At 72.8% G+C, this 25,450-nt stretch carries 23 protein-coding genes; 5 read left to right on the plus strand and 18 right to left on the minus strand.

What is annotated here, in order from left to right:
* Nucleotides 1–7: 7 nt before the first annotated feature.
* From ACIBJC_RS22340 to ACIBJC_RS22350, 3 genes are all read right to left on the minus strand, one after another.
* Complete coding sequence (locus ACIBJC_RS22340) at nucleotides 8–805, minus strand: aminoglycoside N(3)-acetyltransferase (protein WP_399295053.1); 798 nt, start codon at nucleotides 803–805, stop codon at nucleotides 8–10.
* Entirely contained in the window at nucleotides 798–3,071 is a 2,274-nt protein-coding gene (gene fxsBH / locus ACIBJC_RS22345) for a radical SAM/SPASM protein FxsBH, inactivated beta-hydroxylase extension form (RefSeq protein WP_399295055.1), read from the minus strand. Before fxsBH ends, ACIBJC_RS22340 begins: the two co-directional genes overlap by 8 nt.
* 61 nt (nucleotides 3,072–3,132) lie before the next feature.
* Nucleotides 3,133–3,297 carry an FXSXX-COOH protein gene (locus ACIBJC_RS22350; protein ID WP_329824610.1) on the minus strand — a complete coding sequence of 55 codons (165 nt, stop codon included), beginning with the start codon at nucleotides 3,295–3,297 and terminating at the stop codon, nucleotides 3,133–3,135.
* A 230-nt stretch (nucleotides 3,298–3,527) separates the two neighbouring features.
* Here ACIBJC_RS22350 and ACIBJC_RS22355 point away from each other — a divergent pair, with 230 nt between their 5' ends.
* Nucleotides 3,528–4,448, plus strand: coding sequence for a DUF4231 domain-containing protein (locus ACIBJC_RS22355; protein WP_399295058.1), 921 nt, complete (start codon nucleotides 3,528–3,530; stop codon nucleotides 4,446–4,448).
* A gap of 51 nt (nucleotides 4,449–4,499) precedes the next feature.
* Here the strand turns inward: ACIBJC_RS22355 and ACIBJC_RS22360 are convergent, their stop codons facing one another.
* The 7 genes from ACIBJC_RS22360 to ACIBJC_RS22390 all read right to left on the minus strand — a co-directional run bounded on the left by ACIBJC_RS22360 (nucleotide 4,500) and on the right by ACIBJC_RS22390 (nucleotide 13,194).
* Nucleotides 4,500–4,979 (minus strand): hypothetical protein, encoded by a 480-nt coding sequence (locus tag ACIBJC_RS22360; RefSeq protein WP_399295060.1) that lies wholly within the window; start codon nucleotides 4,977–4,979, stop codon nucleotides 4,500–4,502.
* A 152-nt stretch (nucleotides 4,980–5,131) separates the two neighbouring features.
* Nucleotides 5,132–6,031: a S1 family peptidase gene (locus tag ACIBJC_RS22365; protein WP_399295062.1), complete on the minus strand. Its 900-nt coding sequence runs from the start codon at nucleotides 6,029–6,031 to the stop codon at nucleotides 5,132–5,134.
* Between the two features lie 249 nt (nucleotides 6,032–6,280).
* Complete coding sequence (locus tag ACIBJC_RS22370) at nucleotides 6,281–7,084, minus strand: DUF1684 domain-containing protein (protein WP_399295064.1); 804 nt, start codon at nucleotides 7,082–7,084, stop codon at nucleotides 6,281–6,283.
* Nucleotides 7,081–8,454 carry an NtaA/DmoA family FMN-dependent monooxygenase gene (locus ACIBJC_RS22375; protein ID WP_399295066.1) on the minus strand — a complete coding sequence of 458 codons (1,374 nt, stop codon included), beginning with the start codon at nucleotides 8,452–8,454 and terminating at the stop codon, nucleotides 7,081–7,083. Before ACIBJC_RS22375 ends, ACIBJC_RS22370 begins: the two co-directional genes overlap by 4 nt.
* Nucleotides 8,451–9,533, minus strand: a complete 1,083-nt coding sequence (locus tag ACIBJC_RS22380) for an LLM class flavin-dependent oxidoreductase (protein WP_399295068.1) — start codon at nucleotides 9,531–9,533, stop codon at nucleotides 8,451–8,453. Before ACIBJC_RS22380 ends, ACIBJC_RS22375 begins: the two co-directional genes overlap by 4 nt.
* A 7-nt stretch (nucleotides 9,534–9,540) precedes the next feature.
* Complete coding sequence (locus tag ACIBJC_RS22385) at nucleotides 9,541–11,577, minus strand: FAD/NAD(P)-binding protein (protein WP_399295070.1); 2,037 nt, start codon at nucleotides 11,575–11,577, stop codon at nucleotides 9,541–9,543.
* A 423-nt stretch (nucleotides 11,578–12,000) separates the two neighbouring features.
* Nucleotides 12,001–13,194 carry a DUF5685 family protein gene (locus ACIBJC_RS22390; RefSeq protein ID WP_399295072.1) on the minus strand — a complete coding sequence of 398 codons (1,194 nt, stop codon included), beginning with the start codon at nucleotides 13,192–13,194 and terminating at the stop codon, nucleotides 12,001–12,003.
* 276 nt (nucleotides 13,195–13,470) lie between these two features.
* On the opposite strand from ACIBJC_RS22390, the gene ACIBJC_RS22395 reads away from it, so the two are divergent.
* Nucleotides 13,471–13,908, plus strand: coding sequence for a cell division protein SepF (locus tag ACIBJC_RS22395; protein ID WP_329824618.1), 438 nt, complete (start codon nucleotides 13,471–13,473; stop codon nucleotides 13,906–13,908).
* Nucleotides 13,909–13,918: 10 nt separating this feature from the next.
* Here ACIBJC_RS22395 and ACIBJC_RS22400 read toward each other — a convergent pair whose 3' ends face one another.
* On the minus strand, nucleotides 13,919–15,130 hold the full coding sequence (locus ACIBJC_RS22400) for an acyl-CoA dehydrogenase family protein (RefSeq protein WP_399295074.1): 1,212 nt from the start codon (nucleotides 15,128–15,130) through the stop codon (nucleotides 13,919–13,921).
* A 97-nt stretch (nucleotides 15,131–15,227) separates the two neighbouring features.
* A complete protein-coding gene (locus ACIBJC_RS22405; RefSeq protein WP_399295076.1) occupies nucleotides 15,228–16,973 on the minus strand; it encodes an MFS transporter in 1,746 nt (581 codons plus the stop codon).
* Nucleotides 16,974–17,400: 427 nt separating this feature from the next.
* On the opposite strand from ACIBJC_RS22405, the gene ACIBJC_RS22410 reads away from it, so the two are divergent.
* Nucleotides 17,401–18,399 carry a phosphatase PAP2 family protein gene (locus ACIBJC_RS22410; RefSeq protein ID WP_399295078.1) on the plus strand — a complete coding sequence of 333 codons (999 nt, stop codon included), beginning with the start codon at nucleotides 17,401–17,403 and terminating at the stop codon, nucleotides 18,397–18,399.
* A gap of 163 nt (nucleotides 18,400–18,562) precedes the next feature.
* Here ACIBJC_RS22410 and ACIBJC_RS22415 read toward each other — a convergent pair whose 3' ends face one another.
* Entirely contained in the window at nucleotides 18,563–18,778 is a 216-nt protein-coding gene (locus tag ACIBJC_RS22415) for an I78 family peptidase inhibitor (RefSeq protein ID WP_329824622.1), read from the minus strand.
* A gap of 656 nt (nucleotides 18,779–19,434) precedes the next feature.
* Here ACIBJC_RS22415 and ACIBJC_RS22420 point away from each other — a divergent pair.
* Complete coding sequence (locus tag ACIBJC_RS22420) at nucleotides 19,435–20,232, plus strand: hypothetical protein (protein WP_399295081.1); 798 nt, start codon at nucleotides 19,435–19,437, stop codon at nucleotides 20,230–20,232.
* Between the two features lie 152 nt (nucleotides 20,233–20,384).
* A complete protein-coding gene (locus tag ACIBJC_RS22425) occupies nucleotides 20,385–20,684 on the plus strand; it encodes a hypothetical protein (RefSeq protein ID WP_399295083.1) in 300 nt (99 codons plus the stop codon).
* Nucleotides 20,685–20,858: 174 nt separating this feature from the next.
* Here ACIBJC_RS22425 and der read toward each other — a convergent pair whose 3' ends face one another.
* From der to aroH, 5 genes are all read right to left on the minus strand, one after another.
* Nucleotides 20,859–22,319 (minus strand): ribosome biogenesis GTPase Der, encoded by a 1,461-nt coding sequence (gene der / locus ACIBJC_RS22430; RefSeq protein ID WP_399295085.1) that lies wholly within the window; start codon nucleotides 22,317–22,319, stop codon nucleotides 20,859–20,861.
* Nucleotides 22,320–22,390: 71 nt separating this feature from the next.
* A complete protein-coding gene (locus ACIBJC_RS22435; protein WP_399295087.1) occupies nucleotides 22,391–23,104 on the minus strand; it encodes a lysophospholipid acyltransferase family protein in 714 nt (237 codons plus the stop codon).
* Nucleotides 23,062–23,769, minus strand: coding sequence for a (d)CMP kinase (cmk, locus tag ACIBJC_RS22440; RefSeq protein ID WP_399295089.1), 708 nt, complete (start codon nucleotides 23,767–23,769; stop codon nucleotides 23,062–23,064). The genes ACIBJC_RS22435 and cmk overlap by 43 nt, the downstream gene beginning before the upstream one ends.
* A gap of 197 nt (nucleotides 23,770–23,966) precedes the next feature.
* A complete protein-coding gene (locus ACIBJC_RS22445) occupies nucleotides 23,967–25,052 on the minus strand; it encodes a prephenate dehydrogenase (protein WP_399295091.1) in 1,086 nt (361 codons plus the stop codon).
* On the minus strand, nucleotides 25,049–25,411 hold the full coding sequence (gene aroH, locus ACIBJC_RS22450) for a chorismate mutase (protein ID WP_399295092.1): 363 nt from the start codon (nucleotides 25,409–25,411) through the stop codon (nucleotides 25,049–25,051). Before aroH ends, ACIBJC_RS22445 begins: the two co-directional genes overlap by 4 nt.
* Nucleotides 25,412–25,450: the final 39 nt, after the last annotated feature.

Raw genomic sequence — 25,450 nt, forward strand, 5'->3', positions numbered from 1 at the left:
ACGTCGCTCAACGCCGTTTCCCGGCCATCCACACCGTGGCGTGCGCCACCGCGTCCTTCATCGGGAAGAGGCGCCCGACCACCCCGCCCAGTCGTCCCTTCTGCTCAAGTCCCCAGGGGAACGCGGCCCCAATCGCTGCGAAATCACTGTCGTCGAGGTGCACATCCTCATATTCCACCCAGCGCGGTGATCCGTCCGGCGCTTTCACCACACAGTGATAAGAACGTGTGGTCGCGCCGGGCCGGTACTCGGCGAGATGGAACGCGGTGCAGGCGCCGTACCCCACATTGACCAGCAGAACCCGGGCGTCGGCCCCGGCCAGCGCGCCGAGCGGGGATTCCGGGCCGAGGTGGCTGTGCAGCGGGTGGTCCGCCAGGAGTTCGGCCGCGCGCGCCCCGAGCGCGGCGAACGAGGTCTGCGGGTGGGTGCTCCGTACGGCCCCCTCGGCGGTGCGTACGGACTCGGCCAGCCGGCCCATCGCCGTGCAGGGGGTGGTCTCCGCGTCGAAGGCGGGCATCCGGGCGCGGAACGCGGCGGCCTGGCGGCGGGTCAGTCCGGAGATGCGTGCCCGGTGGGCGGTGGAGGAGTCGGAGTTCTCCTCGGTGAAGGCCGGCACGACCAGGGTGCCGTCCTCCCCCAGCGCCGTCAGCAGGGCCGTGCGCAGGGTGTCTGCCTCCAGACCGGTGCCGCGCAGCGAGGCGTGGACGAGCAGGGTCGTCCCGGGGGTCACCCCCAGGTCGGCCAGCTCACGGGCCAACTCCTCGGCGGTGGACCGGGTTTCCGTATCAAGGGGGGTGTCAGACACGCTCGGCCTCCGCGCGCAGTGTGGTCAGCAGGCTCTTCCCGCCGACGGTGAGTTCCGCCGCGTCCTGAAGGGTGTCCAGCGCCCGCAGGGCGTGGTCCCGGTGGCGACGGTCGTAGGCGGCGAGTCCCACGCGTTCGTGGGCCCCGGCGAGCAGTTCGGAGACGGGCACCGGCCGCTCCCGCCAGGGCGCGGGGCGCTGCCACGCGCCGTCCAGCGCGTAGAGATCGGTGACCTCGGTCAGCGCCCGCAGGGTGGCCCGGCGGAAGCCGCGCAGCAGGGCGGGCGCCAGGGCCGCGGGGTCGCCCGCCACGGGGACGCCCAGCGCCCCGTAGCCGTACGCGGGGCTCCCCGCGCGGATCCCCCGTCCGGCGGAGCCCCGCGGGGCCACCGCGGGCGCGAGGGGCGTCAGCGTGGACAGGGTGACGGCGGCCTGCGCGGCCTGGTCGGGGACGGCGTCGCGCAGCAGCGCCCAGGCCGCCGCGAGCCGGCCGCTCCAGTCGGCGGCCTCGTCCCGGCCGAGCCCCGGGTGGGCGGGGGCGTCGAAGGTGTCGCGGTACGGGTCGATGTCGTCCAGGGCGAGGTCGGGCGCCCCGTCCCGGCCGAGGCGGCGCACGGGGCGCCAGGGTCCTGCGGTCTCGTCGGCGCGTACGACCCGCAGCTCCGTGGTGCCGGTGCGCACCACGAACCCCTTCTCGGCGAGGCGTACCTCGGCCTCGCCGCTCCCGCCGGGCGGTCCGAGCCGCAGCGCGCCGAGGGTGGGCAGGACGAGCACGCCGTCCCGGTGGTGGACCCGTACGGGTGTGTCCAGACCGCCCCGCAGGACGGCGGCGGCGACGTACGCCTGTACCCGGCGCGCGAGGCCGGGCGCTTCGGGCCGCCCGTCGCGGGCGGCGGCGATCGCCTCGGCCAGCCAGGTGCGGGTGTAGGGGTGGGCGAAGAGGGTGTCGAGCCCGTCGGAGCGCCGTTCGACGGCGTTCGCCAGCTCCCACGCCTCCTGCCAGGGCTCGCCGCCCCGGCCGTCGAGCGCGGCGTGCAGCTCGGCCAGCATGGAGCGGGTCAGCTCGTGCTGGGCGTCGAGGAGTTCAGCGGGGTGGCCGACGGCGGGCGGGACGGTCTCGGCGCGGGTCCGGGACTCGATCCCGCCGATGAGGGCGGCCAGGTCGGCGCAGTACACGGAGGGGTTGTCGAATCCGCCGGGGCCGCCCGGGCCGTCGGGGGACGTCCCGGGCCGCGACCGGTAGCGGTGGGTGTAGAGCCCGCCGCCGCAGGAGCGGACGACCGGGCAGCGCCGGCACTCCTCGCTCACACCGGCGAGCCCGAGCTGTCTGCTCCGCACGCCGGGGTGGGCGGCGACCTCGTCGAGGGAGTGCGCGAAGACGTCGAACCCGGTGGCGGCGGCGCCCTCGTAGGCGCTCTTGAGGGAGTCGACCTGCTCCAGGGTGCCGTCGGTCTCCACGACGACGAGATCGGTGGGGGCGAGGCCGAGCGATTCGGTGAGGCTCGGGCCGCCGGTCAGGGTGGAGAGCACCGAGTCGAAGAGGCGTACGGGCATCGGCCTGCCCCGCGCGTCCCAGCGGTCGAAGACGGCGAGCAGCCAGTCGGCGTACGCGGTGGGCGAGCCGTCCGGGCGCGGCGGCGGCTCGTCCCAGGTGGCGTGCGGCAGCAGGAAATCGATGCGCGGTGGGTCGAGCGCGTCCAGCGCGTCGTACACGGCGACGGGGTCGTTGGCGGCGTCGATCGTGCAGAGCAGCCCGAGGTCGAGATGGCGGTAGCGGTCCTGCCGGAGGAGTTCGACGGCCTTGAGGACCAGGGGGTGGCTGCTGCGGCCGTCCGCGAAGCGGCGGTGGCGGTCGTTGGCCGTACGGTCGCCGTCGAGGGAGATGCCCACCCGGACGCCGAACTCGTCGAAGAGGTCGAGATAGCGGGGCGAGAGCTGGAGCCCGTTGGTGTGGATGCGTAAGTCGAGGTCGGCGACGCCGTCGAGGGCGTGGTGGAGTTCCTCGCACACGCGCCTGAGCCGGGCGGGGCCGGCGAGCAGTGGCTCCCCTCCGTGCAGGATCACTGACACGGAGGGCAGGGCGTGGGTGGTGGCATGCTCGGCCAGTCGCAGAGCTGTCCGGGAAATCGCTTCGTCAGAGATCGCTTTGGGGCGGGTACGCCAGCTCTGATCAGCGTGTTCATAGATGTAGCAGTGGTCACACGCAAGATCGCACCTGCTGTGGACCTTCAGAACGATCTCGCGGAAAGGGACCAGGGGTCCTGTCATTCCGCCAGTCTAGAACGCGTTTCGCCAGTCCAGAACGCTCAAGAGCGCGGAAGAACCCTGACTAGAGCGCCGAGTTAAAGCTCGACACACGCGCGACACGGCCGCTGGGCATGGGCAGTACACGGCCGAGCTTCTTGGCGACACCGGCGTCGCGTACATCGATCTCTGCGAGGGGGACGCGGTTCTTCTTCGCGGTGGCGAAGGCGACAGAGGTCTGAGAGGTCACGGCGGCCGTCCTTGATCATGTCGGTCGTACAGGAGACACCGCACCGTTGCAGTGTCAGCGGCTCGACTTTACTCTCATGAACCCGTGCGGCAACTCGGCACGTGGGGACGAGACGAAAGCGTTGCCGGGAGTTCACGAACGGGTGCGGAGCTGATCGTTCCGCTGATCGAGTGACAACAAAACAGCAGACGGGGGCGCGCATGGCCGACTTACGCGGACCACTGCACAGCATGGTCTTCCGAAACGCCGATCTGCCGGTTCTCTTCCATCACGCGGACGCGATCGCCGTCCGCCGCCAGCGCGAGGCGGTCAACGCCACCCGCCGCCAGCTCCTGCTGCTGGTGCTGGGCGCGCTGCTGACCTCGCTGCCCTGGCAGGGGAAGGTCGGGGGATCGTTCCAACTCCTCAGCGCACTGGGCGCGTTGGCGTACGCGGGTGTGCTTCTGGTCACGTTCCGCTCCGCGGGCCAGCGAGCAAAGTCGCACTGGCAACTCAACCGCTCCGCCGCGGAGTTCATCAAGTCACTGTCCTGGCGCTACGCGGTGCACGGCGCGCCCTTCGACTCCGGGGCCGCCGGAGCCGCCGAGCTGTTCGCCACCCGGATGGAGGCGGGGCTCGCGGAGTTGCGGAAGGTGGGGTGGGAGGACCCCCGGGAGAGCCCTCAGGAAGGGGCGGACACGGGAGGGGGCGCCTCCGGGGAACTCATCACGCCCGCGATGCGGATGCTGCGGGACAAGCCCTTCGGCGCCCGCAAGGAGACGTACGTCAGGGACCGGCTGATCGAGCAGCGGAACTGGTACCACCGCAGAACGGTCGTCTCCCGCCGGGCCACCACCCTCTGGTCGGCCACCATCGCGCTGCTGACCCTGCTGGCGCTGTTGCTCGCCGTGCTGCGGACGTTCTCGGTCACCGACTCCGGTGCTTTCCTCGGGCTGTTGTCGGCGTCGGCGGCTGCATGTCTGGCGTGGAGCGAGATACGACGCCACCAACCCCTCATCTCCGCGCACTCGTTGGTGGAGGAGGACCTGGCGGCGATGCACACGGCGATGGAGACGATGGTGACCGAGGAGCAGTGGGCCAACGCGGTGTACGAGACCGAGCGGATCGTCTCGCCGCAGCACACGGACTGGCTGGTACGGCACGGCAGTTGAGCCGCCCGTCCGGGCGCGGCGCGGGTGAGCCGCCCGCCCGCGCGCGCCGCCTCAGGCGCGCTCGACGCCCTCGCACCAGATCACCGTGACCGGCTTCCCGCGCTCGCGCGCGTACCGCACGATGTCGCCCGTTCCACCGAGACCGCGGGCCGGGCGGCCGTCCCAGACGGCGAGCAACCGGTCGCATTTGTCGGCGATGTAGGTGCCCGCCGCGTAGTACGCCTCGTCGGTGGAGTGCGGGTAGGCCATCCGGACCTCCAGCGTGGCCCGGTCCTTGAGCCTCAAGTAGCCGTCGAGTTCGGCCGGGTCCTCGAAGCCGTCCTCGTAGTCGCCGCTGGGGATGACCACGGTCAGCTCCGCGCCGTGGTCCAGGGCGAGGACCGCGAAGAGCTGGTCGGCGCCCGCCGCGAGGCTGGAGAGCGCCTCCATCGACCCGCTCTGGCCGTGCAGTACGGCCACGATGGCGGCCCTGATGTGCGCGTACGCCTCGGCCGGGATGTCGCGGTGGCCGGTCACTCCGATGCGTTTCACTGCTTCACGGCCCCCGGTTCCTCTGCGGCGCACACCCTGGCATTGTCTCAGAGACAGGGAGGCGAGCCCCCGCCCGGCGATCCGGACGGAGACTCGCCCCGCGCGACTGATCCAGCCGGACCCGGACGACAGCCGGACCCGAACGACGGACCCTAGACGAGCGTGACCCCGTAGGCGCTCAGGGCCTCCGTCACCGGCTGGAAGTACGTGGTGCCGCCCGAGGTGCAGTTCCCGCTGCCGCCCGAGGTGAGTCCGATGGCGAGCGAGCCGGAGTAGAGCGCCCCGCCGCTGTCACCCGGTTCGGCGCAGACGGTGGTGCGGATCAGACCACTGACGACATCGCCGCTCCCGTAGTTCACCGTGTAGTTGAGGCCCGTCACCGAACCGCTGTGGATGCCGGTCGTGGAGCCGCGGCGCGTGACGGACATCCCGTTGGTGGCGTTGGCCGCGCCCGTGATGGTGACACTGCCGACGGTGCCCGGGTGGGCCAGCGCGGTGTTCGCGTACCGCACGAGGCCGTAGTCGTTGCCGGGGAAGCTGGTGCCGGCCGAGGGGCCGATGCTCGTGGTGTGCGCGGAGTTGGTGTACCAGGGCGGCAGGCCCTCGGTGCAGTGGCCCGCCGTCAGGAAGTAGTACGTGGTGCCGCTGCGCACGTTGAACCCGGCCGAGCAGCGCCAGCTCGTGGCGTAGACGGCGTCGCCGCCCGAGATGAGCTTGGAGAGCGTGCCCGTGGTGCGTTCGACGCGCAGCGCGCCCGCGTTGGCGCCCGCGGCCCGCTCGATGGAGTCGATGTCGTCTTCGGTGACGGTGGAGTCGGCCTGGACGACAAGGGACTTGGTCGCCGGGTCGACGGCCCAGGCGGTGCCCGCGACATCGGCCTCCAGCACGGCCTCGCTCGCCGCGGTGAGCTGGCTCGCGCTGAACGTGGTGGGCTGGGATGCGTTCGCGGTGGGTATCGCGAGGGCCGCCGCCGCGGCTATTCCGGTGGTGACGGCGATCAGGCGTACGCGTCTTGCCACGCCGCTGAGGGGGGTGGTGCGCTTGATCCTCACTGGTCGTTCCTCCCGAAGGGAATCGGGGGCCCGTTGGTGGGGTTCAGGGGCCCGTGAGGCGCGGCCGACGGCGCGGGAGGTCCCGGGGGTCACCCGGGGACACCGCGCCCCGACCGGCGCTGCACGGGAGTATTGGCGGCCTCAACTCCCCCCGCAAGGGCGGGATTTGGCCGCCCCGGCGACCAGTGGGGCGTACGGTGCCGGGGCGCCGCGTGGGGTGGCGCCCCGGCGCGGGACACGGGTCGGGGGTCAGTCGGTGAGGACCGCGCGTTCGCCCGCCGGGACGGCGATCGGCAGGGTGTTGCCCGGGGGCGGGAACGGGCAGATGAAGTGGTCGGCGAAGGCGCACGGCGGGAGCAGTGAGCGGTTGAAGTCGACCGTCACCGTCCCGTCGGGGGCCGGGGCTGCGGGGCGCAGAAAGCGGAAGGGGAAGGTGCCGTGACCGCTGGTGGCGTCGGCGAAGACCGCCCACAGCGAGCCGTCGGGCTCCACCGCGACCTGGAGGGTGTGTTCCGTACCGCCGGCGGTGAAGGCGATCTCGCCGCCGAGCCCGAGGCCCCGCTCCCGGCCGTCGGCGTTCCCGACCCGTACGGTGCGGCTCGCCCCGTACGGCCGGAAGCGGCCCGGCAGCGTCCAGGCCGGGTCGTACGGGGTGGCGTCGATGGCGCGGAAGGCGCGGCGCGCGGCCGACTCCGGGTCGACGTCCCGTACCGCCCACAGCCCTTCGCGGCGCAGCACGACCAGCCTGCGCGGGCCGGCCGCGATCCGGGACTCCTCGAAGGGGCCGCTGTCGGCGCCGAGTTCGATCGCACCGGTGAGGGGCGCGCCGTCGGCGGTCAGCCCGTCCCCGGCCGCCGCGCTCAGCACGATCGCGTCGCCGTCCTCGCGCCACACCCCCGGGAGCCCGGGCAGGGTCCCGTCGGGGTGGTCGGCGAGCCAGTGGGTGCCGGTGAGGGCGAGCGGTCCGTACGGGGCGGCGACCGTGACGATGCGGTGTGCGTGCCAGCTCGCCCACTCCTGGGCGGAAGAAGCGGGCGATGGTTCCGTTGTCATGCTGTTGCACCTTTCCATACGGGGTCGGGGAGCCCGAGGTGGGAGCGCAGGGTGGTGCCCTCGTATTCCGTACGGAACGCGCCGCGCTCCCGGAGCAGCGGGACCACCCGGTCGACGAAGTCGTCGAGCCCTCCCGGGGTGAGATGGGGTACAAGGATGAAGCCGTCGGCCGCGTCACCGGAGACGAAGGCGTGCATCTCCTCGGCGACGGTCTCCGGGGCGCCGACGAAGGACTGGCGCGCCGTGGTCTCGATGACGGTCTGGCGGATGGACAGCCCCTTGGCCTCGGACAGCGCCCGCCACCTGGCGGCCACCGCGAGCGGGTCACCGACCCGTACCCGGCCCTGGACCAGCGTGGAGTCCGGGTCGGGGTCGATCGCCGGCAGCGGTCCGTCCGGGTCGTACCCGGAGAGGTCGCGGCCCCAGACCTGTTCCAGGGCGAGCAGCGCGTTCTGCGGGGAGACCTGCTGTGCGCGGATCGCGGCGGCGTGCTCCCGCGCCTCGGCGTCGCTGTCGCCGAGGACGACGGTGACCCCGGGCATGATCTTGAGGTCGTCCGGCTTCCTGCCGTACGCGGCCAGCCGCCCCTTGGTGTCGGCGTAGAAGGCGCGGCCCGCCTCCAGCGTGCCGTGCCGGGTGAAGATCACATCGGCGGTGGAGGCGGCGAACTCGCGGCCCTCGTCGGAGTCGCCCGCCTGGATGATCACGGGGTGGCCCTGCGGGGAGCGCGGGACGGTGAACTCGCCCGCGATGTCGAACTGCGGCCCGGAGTGCGCGAAGGGCCGGGGCGTGCCGTGCGGGGCGCCGGGTGCCGGCGGGGTCCAGGAGTCCCACAGCTCGCGGGCGGTACGGACGAACTCGGCGGCCCGGGTGTAGCGGTCGGCCCGGTCGAGATAGCCGCCGCGCCGGAAGTTCTCCCCGGTGAAGGCGTCGGAGGAGGTGACCACGTTCCAGGCGGCGCGGCCGGCGCTGAGGTGGTCGAGGGTGGCGAGCCTGCGGGCCAGTTCGAACGGCTCGTTGAAGGTGGCGTTCACGGTGGCGGCGAGGCCGAGCCGGTCGGTGACGGCGGCCAGCGCGTTCAGGACGGTGAGCGATTCGGGGCGGCCGACGACGTCCAGATCGTGGATGAGGCCGTTGTGTTCGCGCAGCCGCAGCCCCTCGGCGAGGAAGAAGAAGTCGAAGGTGCCGCGCTCGGCGGTCCTGGCCAGCGCCTCGAAGGAGGCGAAGTCGATCTGGGAGCGGGAGCGGGGGTCGGTCCAGACGGTGGTGCTGTTGACCCCGGGGAAGTGCGCGGCGAGATGGATCCGCTTGCGCGCCCCGGGGCGCGCGGGCGAGGTGGCCCCGGTCCGCCGTGTCGGTTCGGTGCTCATGACGCTCCCCCGGTGGTCGTGTACTGGTTGGCGGGCCGGGCGAGGCCCAGGTGTTCGCGGAGGGTGCCGCCCGGGTGGAAGGTGCGGAAGAGGCTGCGGTGCTGGAGGAGTGCGACGGTGCCGTTGACCAGGCGTTCGAGGTCGCGGTGGGGCTCGACGGGGGTGAGGTGGAAGCCGTCGACGGCGCCGCCGGCGTGCCAGCGGGTGATGAGGTCGGCGAGGTCTACGGGGCCGCCCCGGTAGTACGCGCCCGCCGCGCCGGCGGCGGTGTGCGCCCCGTTCACCGGGCCCGCTTCCGGCGGGCGTTCGCCGTCGTGGAAGTCGAGGGTGAGCGCGGCCAGCACCCGCAGGGTGCCGGGGGCGCGGCCGTGGGCGGCGGCGCGGGCCCGCAGCCGCTCACGGAGGGCCGCCGCCTCCTCGGGCCGGCCCGCCCTGACCAGGACGACATCGGCGTGCCGGGCGGCGGCATCGGTGAGGGCGGGGGTGCGTCCGGTCGCTATGTCGACCACGGTGACGGGGTGCCCCTGGGGCGGCCTCGGCACGATGGACGGGCCGCGCACGCTGAACGTGGTGCCCTGGAAGTCGACATGGTGGAGCTTGTCGCGGTCGATGAAGCGCCCTGTCGATGTGTCGCGGATCTCGGCGTCGTCCTCCCAACTGTCCCAGAGCCGGGCGGAGACGTCGGCGACCTCGCCCGCCTCCCGCCAGAGCGCGGACGCGGGCGCGGCGGGGCGGCGGCCGAAGAGCCGGGCCTGTGCGGCGGTGGTCGACACATCGACAAGCCATCCCGCCCGGCCGTGGCTCACCCAGTCCAGGGTGGCGACGGCAGTGGAGAGGTGGAACGGCTCGGTGTGGGTGGTGGTGACGGTCGGGACGAGGCCGACGCGTTCGGTGGCGGGGGCGACCCGCGCGAGCACGGCGAGCGCGTCGAGGCCCGGGCGCTCGAAGGAGTCCCTGAGCGTCACGAAGTCGAGGGAGCCGCGCTCGGCGAGCCGGGCGAGGTCCCCGTACGACGCGGCGTCGTACCGGGGCGGGCCGCCGATCTCGGCGGCGAGGTGGAGAGGACGGGTGGCGGACATGACGGGCCTACCTTCCGGCTTCCGACGGGCTGGTCGGGCCCGTTCGTCGAGTGAGGAGACGGCGCGCGGCGTCCGGGGACGGCGCGCGGACCGTGCGGGCGGACGCCTCGGCGAGCAGGGTGAGGGCGGTCCGCGCGGTGGCGTCGTTCTGGCGGAACGCGGGTCCGCCGGTACGCGGCCGGGTGAACGCCCCGCTGGAGCGCGCGGTGGTGTACGGGCCGAGCGAGAAGCGGCGCGGGTGCGGGCGGCCGTCGCGTTCCACGAGCCTGCCGTCCCCGGGGTCGACCCGGACCAGCCCGGCGGCGGAGATCGCGACGGCCCCCTCGTCGTACAGGGAGCGCAGCAGCGGACTGAGGGTGCGCTCCGGCGAGGGGTCGGGGAGCCGGGCCTCGACCAGGGCGCGGGCCTCGACGTACTCCCCCGGTACGGAGGCGCTGCCGGCCCTGAAGACACCCCAGCGTTCGTCGGCCTCGACGGTGGTGCCCGCGCCGAGGAAGCGGACGACACCGGCCCGGGAGAGCGCGAGGAGCTGCCGCAGCCGGGGGCCCGGCGGGCCGGAGGCGAGATAGCTGAAGAAGCCGTGCCACCGCCCGCCGGGGTCACCGAGGTCGCCGAGGCGGACGAGCTGGCCGTAGACGGAGAGCAGCCCGAGGAAGACCCCGAGGTCCGCGCTGTGGGCCGGATCGTGCCGGCGGGCCAGGTCATGGGTGATGTAGGCACGCAGACCGCCCTGGAGCGCGTCGTACGAGGTGAAGCGCGCCCCGTCCAGCGGCCGGTCGAGCACGGCGAGGTCGAGCCGGTCGGCGGGGTCGGGTACGGCGGCGCTCACCAGGGCGTCCAGTTCGGGGCCCCCGGGGTCGGCCGCCGCGTACGCCTCCTCGAAGTCCGCCCAGGCGACGCGGGTGCGCCCGGGGTGGGCGGTGAAGAGCCGGTGGTAGTGGGCGAAGCCCAGCTCCTTCTCGACCAGTGGCCGGATGTCGCGGGCGTAGTCGGGCCGCTCGGCCCGCGCCAGCAGGGCGTCGATCTGCGCGGGCCCGAGGAAGCGCGGCAGCGGGGGCCGTTCACCGGCCAGCCCGTAACCGATCTTGGAGTGGTACGGGACACCGCGCCGCGAGCCGACGTGGAGGACGGGCTCGCGCCCCGACGGATGGTAGACCAGCTCGTCGGAGGGGTCCCCGCCCCCGGTGTAGTGGCCGCCGCGCCCTTCGGTGAGCAGCACCATCAGGTCGACGAAGGCGAGCCCGAAGCCGCGCACGATGACGGGGTCACCGGCGGGCAGGGCGGAGAGGTCGCTGTCGGCGGTGAAGTCCGGCGGCAGGTGGCGCAGCCCGTGGCGGCGCGCGAATCCGGCCAGCTCCACCTGTTCCCGGTCGGGTTCGGCGTCGAGATGGCCGAGGGTCAGGACAACGAGATCGGCCTCCAGCGGTGCGGCGCGGCCGGCGAGCAGCACGCGCTGGCGGCCTTCGCGCGACCCGGAGACGCGCAGCGCGTGGGTGGGGTGGAGATGGACCCGGACGCCGGACGGCAGGGCGGCCACCGTCCGCTCGTACACCCAGCTCAGATAGGCGCTCTGGACCCGGCGGCTGGGGAAGCTCTGTCCGGTGAGGGCGGCGATCTCGGCCAGGAGCCCGGCCCGGTCCGCCGCTGACTCGGCGGGGGAATCGGCCGCCCCGGCGGGGGAGGCTCCGGTCCCGGCGGCGAGGTGGGTGCGGCCCGCCGTGATGTCGCGGGCCCAGGCGTCGAGCGCGGGCCCGGCGCGTACGGGGCCCTCCAGCACGACCGAGTCGTCGGTGAACATCGTCACGTCCTCGGCCATGGAGTTCATCCAGAGCAGCGGGGACTGGTCGCGGCGCCATATCCGGCCCGCGCCGGGCGGGAACGGGTCGACGAGGTGGATGTCCAGCGGCAGACCGTCGTACAGGGACGGCGCGTTGGCGGCGATCCGCTCCAGGAAGCCGGTGCCGCGCGGGCCCGCGCCGACCACGACGACGGACGGGGTGACGGGGGGCGTGCGGAGGGTGACCGGATCCGGTGACGGGGGCATGGGAAGGCTCCGTGGATGCAGAGATCGAACACGGGGGTGCCTTCACGCGGAACGCGGACGGACCGAGCCCCTCAGCGGGGTCCGTCTGCGGGGATGAGGCTATGCGGGGTGTACGGCCTGTTGTCAAGCTTGTCCGTACTGTGAGCCGTCCGTCTCAGCGTGACGCGGGGCCGGTTGACTCAGAAACGGATGCCTGTTCCACTTGATTCATGCATGCGAAGCAGTGGCTCGTCACGCGCTCCCACATCGACTTCGGTCGCGTGTGGTCCTCTTCCTGTTGAGCTGACGCCCTGCTCCGCCCCTGTTCTCCCGGCGCTCGCCGCGCCGTTCCCCGCGTGCCTTCACACGCAGCGCTCCAGGCTCTTCCCCCTCCCCTCGTACCGCCCCTTCGTACCGTCGTCCGACGCGCGCCTTCAGGCGCTGTCAGACACCCCCGCAGTCGCAGCAGCTACAGCAGTTGCCACAGCTCTCGCCGCAGCTACAGCAATTACCGCAGCCGTCACAGCAATCACCGCACGCCTCGCAGCAGTCGCCGTCGCGGCAGAGACCCTCGTGTTTCTCCCGCGACCAGGGGCCCTCGTACTCCTTCGCACAGCACATTTGGCAGGTGCAGCACAGCCCGGTGAAGACCGCACAGCCGGCCAGGAACCCGCGCTTCTCGGGCGGCCTCCCCGGGCCCCCGGGGAAGTCCCCCGGGAAGCCCGGCGGGAGCCCGCCCGGAGCCCCGTACGGGTTGCCTCCTCCGGTGGTGTGCGCGCACGCCGGCGTGCCGAAGGCGCGGTCGACCGAGGCGCCCAGTTCGTGGGCGAGCAGTACATGCGCCAGGCGGTCGTCGGTGAACTCCGCGTCGCGCAGCGCGAGCCGGATGCCGTGCACCGCGTCGTCGGCGAGACGGCGGGCCTCCGCCCGGGAGGTGCCCGTCGCGGTGAGCGGGTTCCACGCGCCTGAGGCGGCGTCAGTTCCCTGGTCCTCCACGGCGTCCAGCAGATGGGCGAGCCGTCCGAAGAGCCGCCCCGCCTCGGCCAGCGGCGCCCGGTTCCCCGGCCGCCCGGCCAGTACGGCGGTGTACGCGAAGGCCGCGGCGGTGGCGGTCTCGGTCGGTTCCGTGACGGTGAGCAGCGGGGTGCCGGGCCCGGCGAGCGCCTCGATCCCCGGCTGCCGGTCGACGGCGTCGACCAGGACTGCGGTGTCGAAGCCCAGCTCCGCGCCGGTCCGCGCGCCCGCCCGGTCCCAGCCGGTGGCGACCCGGCGCGCGGCGGCGGCCAGCGGCCTGCGCCGCAACAGCCCGTCCCCGTCGGCGACGTGGTCCCGTACCTTCGCCGAGGCCAGCACGAGCGAGACGGCGGCGGCGAGCCGCGCGCCCTCGCCGCGCGCGACCGGCGCGGTCCGCATGCCGCGCAGCGGGCAGGGCCCGGCGGTGCGGCGCAGCTCCGGGGTGCGGCCGGCCTGAGCCTCCGTCAGGACCGAGACGATCAGGCCGTCGTAGTTGGTGACGATCCGGGCGAGCTGCCCGTGATCGGAGCGAAGTGCCAGGCAGAGCCCGCAGAGATGGGCCGTCCACTCGGCCTTGAGTCCGCTGCCGAGCCGATGTGTGCAGGGTCTGACGATTCCGAACACGACGTTCCCCCGAGTGTCGTTCGTTGGTGGGCGACGCATCGTATCGAGTGATCCATTCACTCGGACGACGTCAACGTCACCCATCTGGCCGGAACGTAATATTTTGCACCATCTCAGGGCCCGTATCCTGGAAGAACCTTGACGAATCGCCACATCTTCTGCACCAGTACCGTCACGAATCGCCTGCGCGCCGACTATCCCCTTGGCGCGCGATCCGCATGATGGACGACGATAGGGATAGGGAACGTCAAGTGACCGCGGTGAAAGGAGGCGTCCATGGGATCGGTGCGCAAGGCGAGTGCCTGGCTGGGCCTCGTCGAGGACAACGACGAGCGTTACTACGACGACGAGTACGCCGAGGGTGCTGAGAGCGGCGAGACCTGGCGGAGCGAGCCCCGCATGCGGGTCGCCCCCGAGTCCACCGCCCAGGAGCAGGACCGCAGAATCGCCACGGTCTCCCCGGAGTCCTTCCGGGACGCCCGTGCCATCGGCGAACTCTTCCGGGCCGGCACCCCCGTCATCATGAACCTCACGGCCATGGAGCCCGCCGACGCCAAGCGTGTGGTGGACTTCGCCGCCGGGCTGATCTTCGGCCTGCGCGGTTCGATCGACCGGGTCGCCACCCGGGTCTTCCTGCTCAGCCCGGCCGACACCGAGATCGTCACCGGTGACGCCGTCGGCCGCCCGCAGGACGGCTTCTTCAACCAGAGCTGAGCGGGGCGGCTCACCGGAACGCGTCGAGCCCGGTGAGCGCCTTGCCCAGCACGAGCTGATGCATCTCGACGGTGCCCTCGTAGGTGAGCACCGATTCGAGGTTGGTCGCATGGCGCATCACGGGATACTCCAGCGAGATCCCGTTGGCGCCGAGAATCGTCCGCGCGGTCCGGCAGATCTCGATCGCCTCCCGCACGTTGTTCAGCTTGCCGAAGCTGACCTGTTCGGCGCGGAGCCGGCCCGCGTCCATCCGCCGCCCCAGATGGTGGGCGAGCAGGATCCCCTTGTGCAGTTCGAGCGCCATGTCGGCGAGTTTGGCCTGGGTGAGCTGGAAGCCGCCGATCGGCCGGCCGAACTGCTCCCGCGTCCGCGCGTAGCCGAGCGCCGCCTCGAAACTGGCGCGCGCGGCGCCCATCGAGCCCCAGACGATGCCGTAGCGCGCGTGGCTCAGACAGCTCAGCGGTCCGCGCAACCCGGTGACCCCGGGGAGTGCGGCGTCGGCGGGCAGCCGTACGCCGTCCAGGACCAGTTCGCTGGTGACCGAGGCGCGCAGCGACCACTTGTGACGGATCTCGGGGGCGGAGAAGCCGGGGGTCCCGGCCGGCACGAGGAAGCCCCTGATCCCGGCGCCGCCGCCGTCGCGGTCGGTCTGCGCCCAGACGACGGCGACGCCCGCCACCGAGCCGTTGGTGATCCACATCTTGCGTCCGTCGAGCACCCAGTCGGCGCCGTCGCGCCGGGCGTACGTCCGCATGCCCGACGGGTCGGAGCCGTGGTCGGGCTCGGTGAGACCGAAGCAGCCGAGGGTGTCGCCCGCCGCCATCCCGGGCAGCCACCGCTCCTTCTGCTCCTCGGAGCCGTACCGGTGGATCGCGTACATGGCGAGCGAGCCCTGTACGGAGACCAGGGAGCGGATGCCGGAGTCGGCGGCCTCCAGCTCCAGACAGGCCAGTCCGTACTGGACGGCGCTCGCGCCCGCGCAGCCGTACCCCGTCAGGGACATGCCGAGCGCGCCGAGGGAGCCGAGTTCCTTGGCCAGTTCGCGGATGCCGGGCAGTTCGCCGCGTTCGTACCACTCGGCGACGTACGGCAGCACCCGGTCGGCGGCCCAGGCGCGCACGGTGTCCCGGATCGCCAGCTCCTCCGGGTCGAGCAGGTCGTCGAGCCCGAGAGGGTCGCCCGGGTCGAAGGGCGGCGGCTTGGCGGCTGAGGGTACGGACACGGCACGCCTCCGGCGGCTCGCACGGAACGGACGGGAACGGACGGGAACGGACGGTGAGCCGATCACGACACACCGCATCGGCGCCGAACGTTACGGCTCAGCGTCCCGATCGTCCAGACCCGGCCCGAGCGGCGGGTCCCCGGCCCGCGGGTACGCCCGTGTCGGCCTGTTCCCGCTCCGGTGACGTGCGCATACGGGGCGGGCGGCGGTCGGCGGGACGGCGCTGCTCGGGGCCGCGCGCGGGCGGACGCGCCTCGGGCGCGGCGGACGCGGAGGCCGTGCCCTTCTCCTCGTCGGCGGCGGCCGGCGGGCACTCCATGGCCCGCGGCAGCCGCAGCGCGGCCACCGCGCCGAGCAGCAGCAGCCCGGCGCTGACCAGCAGCGTCACATGGAGACCGTGGACGAACGACTCGCGCGCCGCCGTCCGCAGCGCCTGCCCAGCCGGCCCGCCGAGCCGGCTGGCGACCTGGTACGCCTCGCCGAGCGAGTCCGAAGCGGCCGTGCTCGCGGTCGTCGGGACGCCCTTCAGCGAGGTCATCGCGGGCGCGTACACCGCGTTCATCACGCTGCCGAGCAGGGCGATCCCCATGCCGGCGCCCAGTTGGTAGGAGGTCTCGCCGATCGCCGCGGCGCCGCCCGCCTGTTCCGGCGGGGCCTCGCTGAGCATCGATTCGTACGCCCCGAACAGCGTGGTCTGGAGCCCGTAGCCGAGCAGCACGAACCCCGTGGTCAGCAGGGCGGGCCGGTCGTGCTGGCCCATCATGACCAGCAGCAGGACGGCGGCGGCGGTGAGGACGAACCCCCAGGCCACCATCCGGCGCGGCCCCATCCGGCGCAGGGTGGCGGAGCCGGTGACCCCGGCGGCCATGGCGGCGAAGGTGAGCGGCAGCAGCCGTAGCCCGGTCTGCAGCGGGCTGAGTCCCAGTACGAGCTGGAGGTACTGGACGGCGATCAGCTCCAGGCCGACCAGCGCGAGCATGGCGAGGACGATGCAGCCGACGGAGGTGGAGAACGTCGGCCTGGCGAACATCCGGACGTCGATCAGCGGATGGGTCCTGCGCCGCTGCCGCCGGACGAAGAGGACGAGGAGCGCGGCCCCGAGGCACAGCGGGGCGAGCGTCATCGGTCCGAGCGGCCCCTCCCCCGCGCCGAGCCGCTTCACGCCGAAGACCACCCCGAGCACCCCGGCCGCCGCCAGCAGCGCGCCGAGGACGTCCCAGGGGCCGTCACCGGCGCCCTTCGACTCCGGCAGTGCGAAACGGCCGAGCGGCAGCAGGAGCGCCAGCAGCGGGAGGTTGACCAGGAAGACGGAGCCCCACCAGAAGTGCTCGACGAGGAAGCCGCCCAGCACCGGGCCGACCGCGGCCCCGGCCGCGGCGACCGCCGTCCAGATCCCGATGGCCATGGCCCGTTCGCGCCGGTCGGGGAAGACCGCGCGCAGGATGGAGAGGGTGGCCGGCATGATCATCGCGCCGCCGACCCCGAGCAGGGCGCGCGCCGCGATCAGGACCAGTGGGGTGTCGGCGAAGGCGGCGAGCGCCGAGGCGACCCCGAAGAGCGCGTATCCGGTCAGCAGGACCCGCCGCCGTCCGACGCGGTCGCCGAGGGTGCCGAAGAGGATCAGCAGCGCCGCGCAGACGAGCGGGTAGGCGTCCACGATCCACAGCAGCTCGACCCCGCTCGGGCGGAGGTCCGCGGTGACGGCGGGTACGGCGACGTGCAGCACGGTCGCGTCCAGCGCGACCAGCAGCAGACTGACGCACAGGATCAGCAGGACGACCCAGCGGTTCGCACCGCCACCGGCCGCACGCAGCCGCGCTCCGGCCGTGGTGGTCCCGGACATCTGCGTACCTCCCAATGCGTCCCTCGCGCTCGGCGGGCCAACGGGGACACGGGTCCCTCGGGGTGGCCCGGCATCGACGGGCGAGTGAGCCGTCAGCGTACGCGAGTGTTCCCGCGTGGCGCGTGGTGCATCTCTCACCGCTCTGACCAGGGAGTGTGGCGTACGCCACGTCGCCCGCGCCAGGGACCGGGCCCCGGGCGCGACACGAGCGTGAGGGAAATTCCGCGCGACGCCTCGGTGAACTAATTCCGTTCCGCGGAAAGACAGTCACCGGAACCGCGTCCTGATGAATAGGGCCGAAGGGCCCTGGCCATTTCAGGAACGACTCTTACGGAAATGTGATCCGAGACATAGTCCACATCACATCGTCATCACGAAGGGACCGGATCGGCCGGTTCACACACTCACTCGCTGTAACGTCCTTTAGGTGCGTACCGACATCTTTGCCCGCCTGGACCGGGAGCCGGAACCGCCGAAGATAGAGATCCCGCGGATGAGCCGCACCCGTAAGGCTCTCTTCGGCGGGACTTTGGTGTTCTATCTCGCCATCGTCGTCGCCGTGCTCGTCTCGTCCTCGCTGGTGATCATCGACTGGAAGATCATGCTCTTCCGGCCCTACCAGCAGTGGCCGGTCATCCACCCCTACCTGGACTACTTCGTGGTGCTCGGCCAGCGCGGCCCGACCGCCGTGATGATCGCGGCCTGGCTGGGCTGGCGCTCCTGGCGCCAGCACACGCTGCGACCGCTGCTGACCCTCGGGGCGGCGCTGCTGCTGCTCAACGTGACCGTCGGGGCGGTCAAGCTCGGCCTCGGGCGGCTCGGCCCCCACTACGCGACGCAGATCGGCTCGGCCGAACTCTTCGCGGGCGGCGATATATTTCCTTCGGGCCACACCGCCAACGCCGTGGTGACCTGGGGAATCCTCGCCTACCTGGCCACCACGCCACGGGCCAGGCGCTATCTCTCGGTCATGTCGTCCCTGGTGGCGCTCGGGGTCGGCGCGACAACCGTCTACCTCGGTACGCACTGGCTGAGCGATGTACTCCTCGGCTGGGCCGCCGGGCTGCTGATCCTGCTGGGGCTGCCCTGGGCGGAGCCGCTGATCGGCCGTGCCGAGCGGATGGTCTTCGCGGTCCGCGAGCGCTGGCGCGCCCGCCGTGGCCCGGCCACCACCCCGGTGGCGGAGCCGGAGTCCGAGCAGGCCAGGCAGCCGGAGACGGTGCCCCAGGGCGCGCAGCAGTCCGTGGAGGGCACGCCCTGCGAGGCGGTCGGCCCGGCCCACGGCGGGCGCACGGCGGGCGGCCGTAGCGCCGGGTCGCTCACCACCCAGCCCCGGCAGCACGCGGTGCGCTCGGAGCGGACCCCGGTCACCCCGGCGGGCGGCAGCCGCCGCCCGCCCCGCTCCCGGCCCGTGACGGGCGGCTGAAAGCCCCGCGGGGGCGGTACGCACAGCCTCTCCCCCGCGACATGACGAAGCCCCGGCTCCGGCCGGGGCTTCGTCGTACCGGTCGCACCCGTGCGTCCGTACCGGTGTGCCAGTTACCGGTGTGCCAGTTACCGGTGCGTCAGTTACCGGTGCGTCGTGTCGCTCAGCCGGCCCAGCAGCGGATGACCTTGCCGCCGTCGACCTCGAAGTTGAGCCGGCCGACGACGAACTCCATCGTGATGATCGAGCCCGGGGGCAGCGCTCGGAGGTGGGACCAGCCGCGCCCGCGCGCCTGCCGCTCGGCGCTCTCGGCGTCGAGTCCGACGTAGGACTCGGGTGCGTCGTCGGGCTGTCGGGGTGGAGTCGGTATGGGTGCCATGCCACTCACCGTAGGCGCCGGGGAGCCCCGAAGGAAGCGGAGCGGAAGGGTATCGGAAGCCCATCCGATACCGGGAGAGGAACGTTCACGTCCCTCGGCGGTCACGCTTGTGTCACAGGTTCCCGACACTCTCCGGGTGTGAACGACTTCACTCTTACGGACCAGTCGCCCCCCACTCGTCGATAATTCCAAAGCCCCGAAGATCACATAAATTCCCGCTCCCTGAATTCCCCTCAATGAGTGGGGTACGAACTCGTGTTACATAAAGGGGGCGCCATTGGGGCGCCGAACGAATTCACGCTTTCCCCGCACAACCCGCACGCCGTCCGTCCTCGCCCCCACCCGCCCGGCCCGCCGGGGTCCCGGCCACGGAGGACACCGGAAGAAGCAACGGGATCCGGCCACCGCCACGACTCGCCGACATCCCGATTTGTCGATCTGTACACCTTCTGACCTGGTACGTGGCGTGACGGGCCGACGGACGCGCCCGTTCCCCGGGCCGACCGGGCGGTACGGGTTCCGGCCACCCGTCAGGGCGGCGCACCGAACGGTTCGATTCTGTACGCCTGCGCGCGTGACCCGGGCCACGGCTCGCCCGTTGTCTCTGTACGAGCCGGGAACAGCCCGGCCCACGCACCGAGTTCGAGGAGCCACCCGTGCCGCGCATGCTCGATGTCAGCGAGGACGTCCGCGCCGAGATCGGCGACGAAGAAGCCGACCGGCTGCTCGCCGGCGAGAACTCCCCGGGCAGTTACGACTGCACCTCCTGCCGGACCCCCGGCGACTCCGAACAGGAGCGGACCAGCACCGTCCTGTTCGTGGGTGAGGAGACCGCGGTTCTCGCCTTCGCCCACGCCACCTGCATCCCCTCCCAGGTCGTCCAGGTCGCCGAGGACCAGCTCCAGGGCGCCGTCCGGTCGATCACCGGCGGCGAACAGCCCCAGCCGTCCCCGGTCGTCGCCGCCCCCAACGCCGCCCCCGGACAGGCCGTGCTCGGTGTCACCAGCGGTCTGGTGCTGCTGGAGGAGGATCTGCACCCCGCCCTCGTCGTCGAGCCGACGGCCCCGATCGCCCGGCCGGGCTCCGACTCCACCACCGACGAGTTCCTGTCGCTCCTGATCGAACAGGGCTTCCAGCCGGTCAACGCCCTGAAGTCGGTGCCCGCGCAGAACCCGGGCTGGTCGGTACTGCTCGCCATGGGCCAGCTCCACGCCGTACTCCAGCCCGGCGGCGACGGCGCCTCCCCGACCGCCTGGTGGCAGGCCCACCAGCCGCTCCAGGTCACGGAGGGGTGGCGGACGGCGGCCAACAAGTCGCAGCGGGTGCTGGTCTTCGCCGCGCCGGTCGGCTCCATCGGCCAGCAGCCCCGCGAGGACCTGCTGCGCGACGCCCTGGAGAAGGCCGCGGCCAACGGCAATCTGGTCGCCGCCCTGATGCCGCTGGCCGGCACGTGACCGAGGCCACGCGCCCCACCCGCCGGCTGCGCCCGTACCCGCAGCCGGCTAATTCCCCGGGCAGCCCGCATCCGACGGACGACGGGGTCGTTGGCACGTACGTGCACTCATACGACCCCTCCCGCCCGCAGTACCAGAGCCAGATCCCTTCGATGCGCCCGGCGCAGGACGGAGCGGACGGGTTCTCCACGACCCCGATCTACGACGCGCTCTACTCCGAGTTCCGCAGGTCCTTCAGAGCGCTGCCGGGCGACCGGAGCAACGAGGAGAATCTCGGCTTCACGGCGTTCGGCACCGGGCTGCACGGATCCCACCACGTCTACGGCGGCCACAGCGGTTTCGGTCATACGCAGACGCAGTACCCGGGGTCCTGGCAGCGGGACCCCCGGCAGCAGCACATGGCCAGGCCCGACCGGCCGGCGCTGCCCCCGGGGCCGCGCCGCGGGATCTGACCTTCACACACCGGAGCGGTCGCCGTCTCGGCCGTACGCGGTGGGGCCCGGCACGGATGATCCGTGCCGGGCCCCACCGCGTACGGCGATTCCGTCCCCGAGCGCTCCGTTCCCGGGCGCTTCTTCCGCGGACGCTCCGTCCGCGAGCACTCCGTTCCCGAGCGCTCCGTCCCGCTACTTCTTGCGCCCGCGCTTCTCGCGCACCCGCACGGAGATGTGGATCGGGGTGCCCTCGAAGCCGAACTCCTCGCGCAGCCGGCGCTCGATGAACCGCCGGTACCCGGCCTCGATGAAGCCGGAGGCGAAGAGCACGAAGCGCGGCGGCTTCGTGCCCGCCTGGGTGCCGAACAGGATGCGGGGCTGCTTGCCGCCCCGGATCGGGTGCGGGTGCGCGGCGACCAGCTCGCCGAGGAAGGCGTTGAGGCGTCCGGTCGGGACGCGCGTCTCCCACCCCGCCAGCGCCGTCTCGATCGCCGGGACCAGCTTCTCCATGTGGCGGCCGGTGCGGGCGGAGACATTGACCCGGGGCGCCCAGGCGACCTGCGCCAGCTCCGTCTCGATCTCCCGCTCCAGGTAGTAGCGGCGCTCCTCGTCGAGGGTGTCCCACTTGTTGAACGCGACGACGATGGCACGGCCCGCCTCGACGGCCATCGTGACGATGCGCTGGTCCTGGACGCTGATGGACTCGCTCGTGTCGATCAGGATGACCGCGACCTCGGCCTTCTCGACGGCGGCGGCGGTACGCAGCGACGCGTAGTAGTCCGCGCCCGCCTGGAGGTGCACCCGGCGGCGGATGCCCGCGGTGTCGACGAACTTCCAGACCGTGCCGCCCAGCTCGATCAGCTCGTCGACCGGGTCCCGGGTGGTGCCCGCGACCTCGTTGACGACGACCCGGTCCTCGTTCGCGACCTTGTTCAGCAGGGACGACTTGCCGACGTTCGGACGGCCGATGAGGGCGATCCTGCGCGGGCCGCCGAGCGCGGTGCCGAAGGTCTGGGCCGGCGCCTCGGGCAGCGCTTCGAGGACCGCGTCGAGCATGTCGCCGGTGCCGCGGCCGTGCAGCGAGGAGACCGGGTGGGGCTCGCCGAGGCCGAGCGACCAGAGCGCGGTGGCGTCCGCCTCGCCGCTCTGTCCGTCGACCTTGTTGGCGCAGAGCACGACGGGCTTGCCCGCCTTGCGCAGCAGCCGTACCACGGCCTCGTCGGTGTCGGTGGCGCCGACCGTGGAGTCCACGACGAAGACCACCGCGTCGGCGGCCTCGATCGCGTACTCGGCCTGGGCGGCCACGGAGGCGTCGATGCCCAGGACGTCCTGCTCCCAGCCGCCGGTGTCGACGATCTTGAAGCGGCGGCCCGCCCACTCGGCCTCGTAGGTGACCCGGTCGCGGGTGACGCCCGGCTTGTCCTCGACGACGGCCTCGCGGCGGCCGATGATCCGGTTCACGAGAGTCGATTTGCCGACATTCGGGCGGCCGACGACGGCGAGGACGGGCAGCGGGCCGTGACCGGCCTCGTCCAGCGCGCCCTCCACCTCCTCGGCCTCGAAGCCCTCCTGAGCGGCAAGCTCCATGAAGTCCGTGTACTCGGCGTCGCCGAGCTCCCCGTGCTCGTCGCCGGAGTCGATGTGGTCGTTCATGAAGTCCGTACCTCGTTCATCGTGATCGGTGCGCCACGGCTCGCGGCGCACTACTGAAGTCGTGCTGTGTCTCAGGGCCCGGTGGACCCGGTACGTCCGGTGAAGCGCCGGGCGTGCTCCAGGTGGGCGGTCAGCCGCTCCTGGATCCGTACGGTGGCCTCGTCCAGGGCCTTGCGGGTGCGCCGCCCGGTCGCGTCGCCGGCCGCGAAGGCGTCGCCGTAGACGACGTCCACGCGGCTGCGCAGCGCGGGCAGCCCCCGTATCAGGCGGCCGGGGCGCTCGGTGGAGCCGAGCACCGCGACCGGCACGATCGGTGCTCCCGACCGTACGGCGAAATAGGCGAGTCCGGCACGGAGCGAGGCGAAATCACCCTCGCCCCTGCTGCCCTCGGGGAAGATCCCCAGGACGCCGCCGTCCGCCAGCACCCCGAGCGCGCCGGTGACCGCGGTGCGGTCGGCGATCGAACGGTCCACCTTGACCTGCCCGAGCGAGAGCAGGAACGGGTCGAGCGGGCCGATGAACGCTTCCTTCTTGATCAGGAAGTGCACCGGCCGGGGCGCTGTGCCCATCACCATCGGCCCGTCGATGTTGTGCGCGTGATTGACCGCGAGGATCACCGGGCCGCTCGCCGGGACCCGCCAGGCGCCGAGCACCCGCGGCTTCCACAGCCCGTACATCAGCCCGATGCCGATGCCCCTGCCGACCGCCGCGCCCTTCTCCGAGGGCGGCGCGCCCGCCGCGCTCACCGCGCGGCCCGCTTCTCCTCCACCAGGGTCACGACGCACTCGATGACCTGCTGGAGCGTGAGATCCGTGGTGTCCACCTCGACAGCGTCGGCGGCCTTGGCGAGCGGGGACGTCTTGCGGCCGGAGTCGGCCGCGTCCCGCTTGACGAGCGCCTCCCGGGTGGCGGCGACGTCGGTCGCCTCCTTGCCCGTCAGCTCACCGCTGCGGCGGGCCGCGCGGGCCTCCGGGGACGCGGTGAGGAAGATCTTGACGTCGGCGTCCGGCAGGACCGTCGTCCCGATGTCACGGCCCTCGACGACGATGCCGAGCGGCGCGGCGGCGGCGATCTCGCGCTGGAGGCCGGTGATGAGGGCGCGCACCTCGGGGACGGCGCTGACCGCGCTCACCCGGGCGGTGACCTCCTGGGTACGGATCGGGCCCGCGGCGTCCACGCCGTCGACGGTGATCGTGGGCGCGGCCGGGTCGGTGCCGGAGACCAGGACGGGCTTGGCGGCGGCGGTCGCGACGGCGGCGGCGTCCTCGACGTCGACGCCGTTGCTGATCATCCACCAGGTCATCGCGCGGTACTGCGCGCCGGTGTCCAGGTAGCTCAGCCCGAGCTGGGCGGCCACGGCCTTGGAGGTGCTCGACTTGCCCGTGCCCGAGGGCCCGTCGATGGCGACGATCACAGCGGCCTGGGCGGTCCGGGCGGGGGTAGCTTCCACGGGGGGCGGACACCTTCCTGAGTCACGGGGTGGATGTGCGGGGACGCGCACACGCCCCCGCACAAGGTTACCGAGTCTTCAGGGCCCCGATCGCACCCGTCGTACGGGACCCCGTCCGGCCCCCGTACGCCCGTCACCTGCGGATCCTCGCCGATGCCACTGCGGGTCACCGCGGGTCACTGCGGGTCACCTGGTGGTCACTGCCGGATGGACCAGCCGCGTTCGCGCAGGGCCGCGGCGAGGACGGGCGCCGCCGCCGGTTCGACCATCACCAGGACCAGGCCCGCCTGCTGCCCGGTGGCGTGCTCGATGCGTACGTCCTCGACGTTCACCCCGGCCGCGCCGGCGTCCGCGAAGATCCGGGCCAGCTCGCCCGGCCGGTCGCTGATCTGGACGGCCACGACCTCGTACGCCGTCGGGGCGGCGCCGTGCTTGCCGGGGACCCGGTCCCGGCCCGCGTTGCCGCGCCGCAGGACGTCCTCGATGCCGGCCGCGCCGCCGCGCCGCTTCGCCTCGTCGGCGGACTGGAGCGCGCGCAGCGCCTCGACGGTCTCGTCCAGGTCGGCGGCGACGGCAGCCAGCACCTCGGCGACCGGGCCCGCGTTGGCGGAGAGGATCTCGACCCACATCGCCGGGTCGGAGGCCGCGATCCTGGTGACGTCCCGGATGCCCTGGCCGCAGAGGCGTACGGCGCTCTCGTCGGCCGCCTCCAGCCGGGCCGCGACCATCGAGGAGATGAGGTGCGGGGTGTGCGAGACCAGCGCGACCGCCCGGTCGTGCGCGTCCGCGTCCATGACCACGGGCAGGGCGCGGCAGAGCGAGACCAGCTCCAGCGCGAGGTTGAGCACCTCGGTGTCGGTCTCCCTGGTCGGGGTCAGCACCCAGGGCCGTCCCTCGAAGAGGTCGGCGGTCCCGGCGAGCGGGCCCGAGCGCTCCTTGCCCGCCATGGGGTGCGTGCCGATGTACGCGGTGGTGTCCAGGCCGAGCGCCGCCAGTTCGCGCCGGGGCCCGTCCTTGACGCTGGCGACGTCCAGGTAGCCGCGGGCCGCCCCGGCGCGCATCGCCTCCGCGAGCGTGACGGCGACGTGCCGGGGCGGTACGGCGATGATCGCCAGGTCGACGGGGCCCTCGGGCGCCGCGTCCGTACCGGCGCCGAGCGCGGCGGCGGTCCTGGCGCGGGAGGGGTCGTGGTCGCTGAGGTGGACGGTGACCCCGCGCCCCGCCAGGGCCAGCGCGGCCGAGGTGCCGATCAGGCCGGTCCCGACGACGAGGGCGGTTCTCACTGGGCGATGTCCTTGCGCAGAGCGGCGGCGGCGCCGAGGTAGACGTGCGCCACCTCGGACCTGGGCAGATCGGACTCGATGTGGGCGAGCACGCGGACCACACGCGGCAGGGCGCCCGCTATGTCCAGCTCCTGGGCGCAGATCAGCGGTACGTCCACGATGCCGAGGCCGCGCGCGGCTGCGGCCGGGAAGTCGCTGTGCAGATCGGGCGTCGCCGTGAACCAGATGCTGATGAGATCGTCGGCGGTGAGTTCGTTGCGCTCCATGATCGCGGTGAGGAGCTGCTTGACCTGCTCGTCCATGTGCCCGGACTCGTCCCGCTCCAACTGGACGGCTCCGCGAACCGCTCGTACCGCCACAACGTTCTCCCTGAATGATCGAGTGCTCCGTCCAGACTA

This window comes from Streptomyces sp. NPDC050509, assembly GCF_044457965.1.
Classification (GTDB): domain Bacteria; phylum Actinomycetota; class Actinomycetes; order Streptomycetales; family Streptomycetaceae; genus Streptomyces.

What these genes read in the sequence shown, in the direction of transcription:
- ACIBJC_RS22385 (WP_399295070.1), bottom strand. Translation starts at nt 11,577, where the DNA reads ATGCCCCCGTCACCGGATCCGGTCACCCTCCGCACGCCCCCCGTCACC.
- ACIBJC_RS22415 (WP_329824622.1), bottom strand. Translation starts at nt 18,778, where the DNA reads ATGGCACCCATACCGACTCCACCCCGACAGCCCGACGACGCACCCGAG.
- ACIBJC_RS22370 (WP_399295064.1), bottom strand. Translation starts at nt 7,084, where the DNA reads ATGACAACGGAACCATCGCCCGCTTCTTCCGCCCAGGAGTGGGCGAGC.
- ACIBJC_RS22380 (WP_399295068.1), bottom strand. Translation starts at nt 9,533, where the DNA reads ATGTCCGCCACCCGTCCTCTCCACCTCGCCGCCGAGATCGGCGGCCCG.
- ACIBJC_RS22405 (WP_399295076.1), bottom strand. Translation starts at nt 16,973, where the DNA reads ATGTCCGGGACCACCACGGCCGGAGCGCGGCTGCGTGCGGCCGGTGGC.
- ACIBJC_RS22355 (WP_399295058.1), top strand. Translation starts at nt 3,528, where the DNA reads ATGGTCTTCCGAAACGCCGATCTGCCGGTTCTCTTCCATCACGCGGAC.
- fxsBH (WP_399295055.1), bottom strand. Translation starts at nt 3,071, where the DNA reads ATGACAGGACCCCTGGTCCCTTTCCGCGAGATCGTTCTGAAGGTCCAC.
- ACIBJC_RS22395 (WP_329824618.1), top strand. Translation starts at nt 13,471, where the DNA reads ATGGGATCGGTGCGCAAGGCGAGTGCCTGGCTGGGCCTCGTCGAGGAC.
- der (WP_399295085.1), bottom strand. Translation starts at nt 22,319, where the DNA reads ATGAACGACCACATCGACTCCGGCGACGAGCACGGGGAGCTCGGCGAC.
- ACIBJC_RS22375 (WP_399295066.1), bottom strand. Translation starts at nt 8,454, where the DNA reads ATGAGCACCGAACCGACACGGCGGACCGGGGCCACCTCGCCCGCGCGC.
- ACIBJC_RS22425 (WP_399295083.1), top strand. Translation starts at nt 20,385, where the DNA reads ATGCGCCCGGCGCAGGACGGAGCGGACGGGTTCTCCACGACCCCGATC.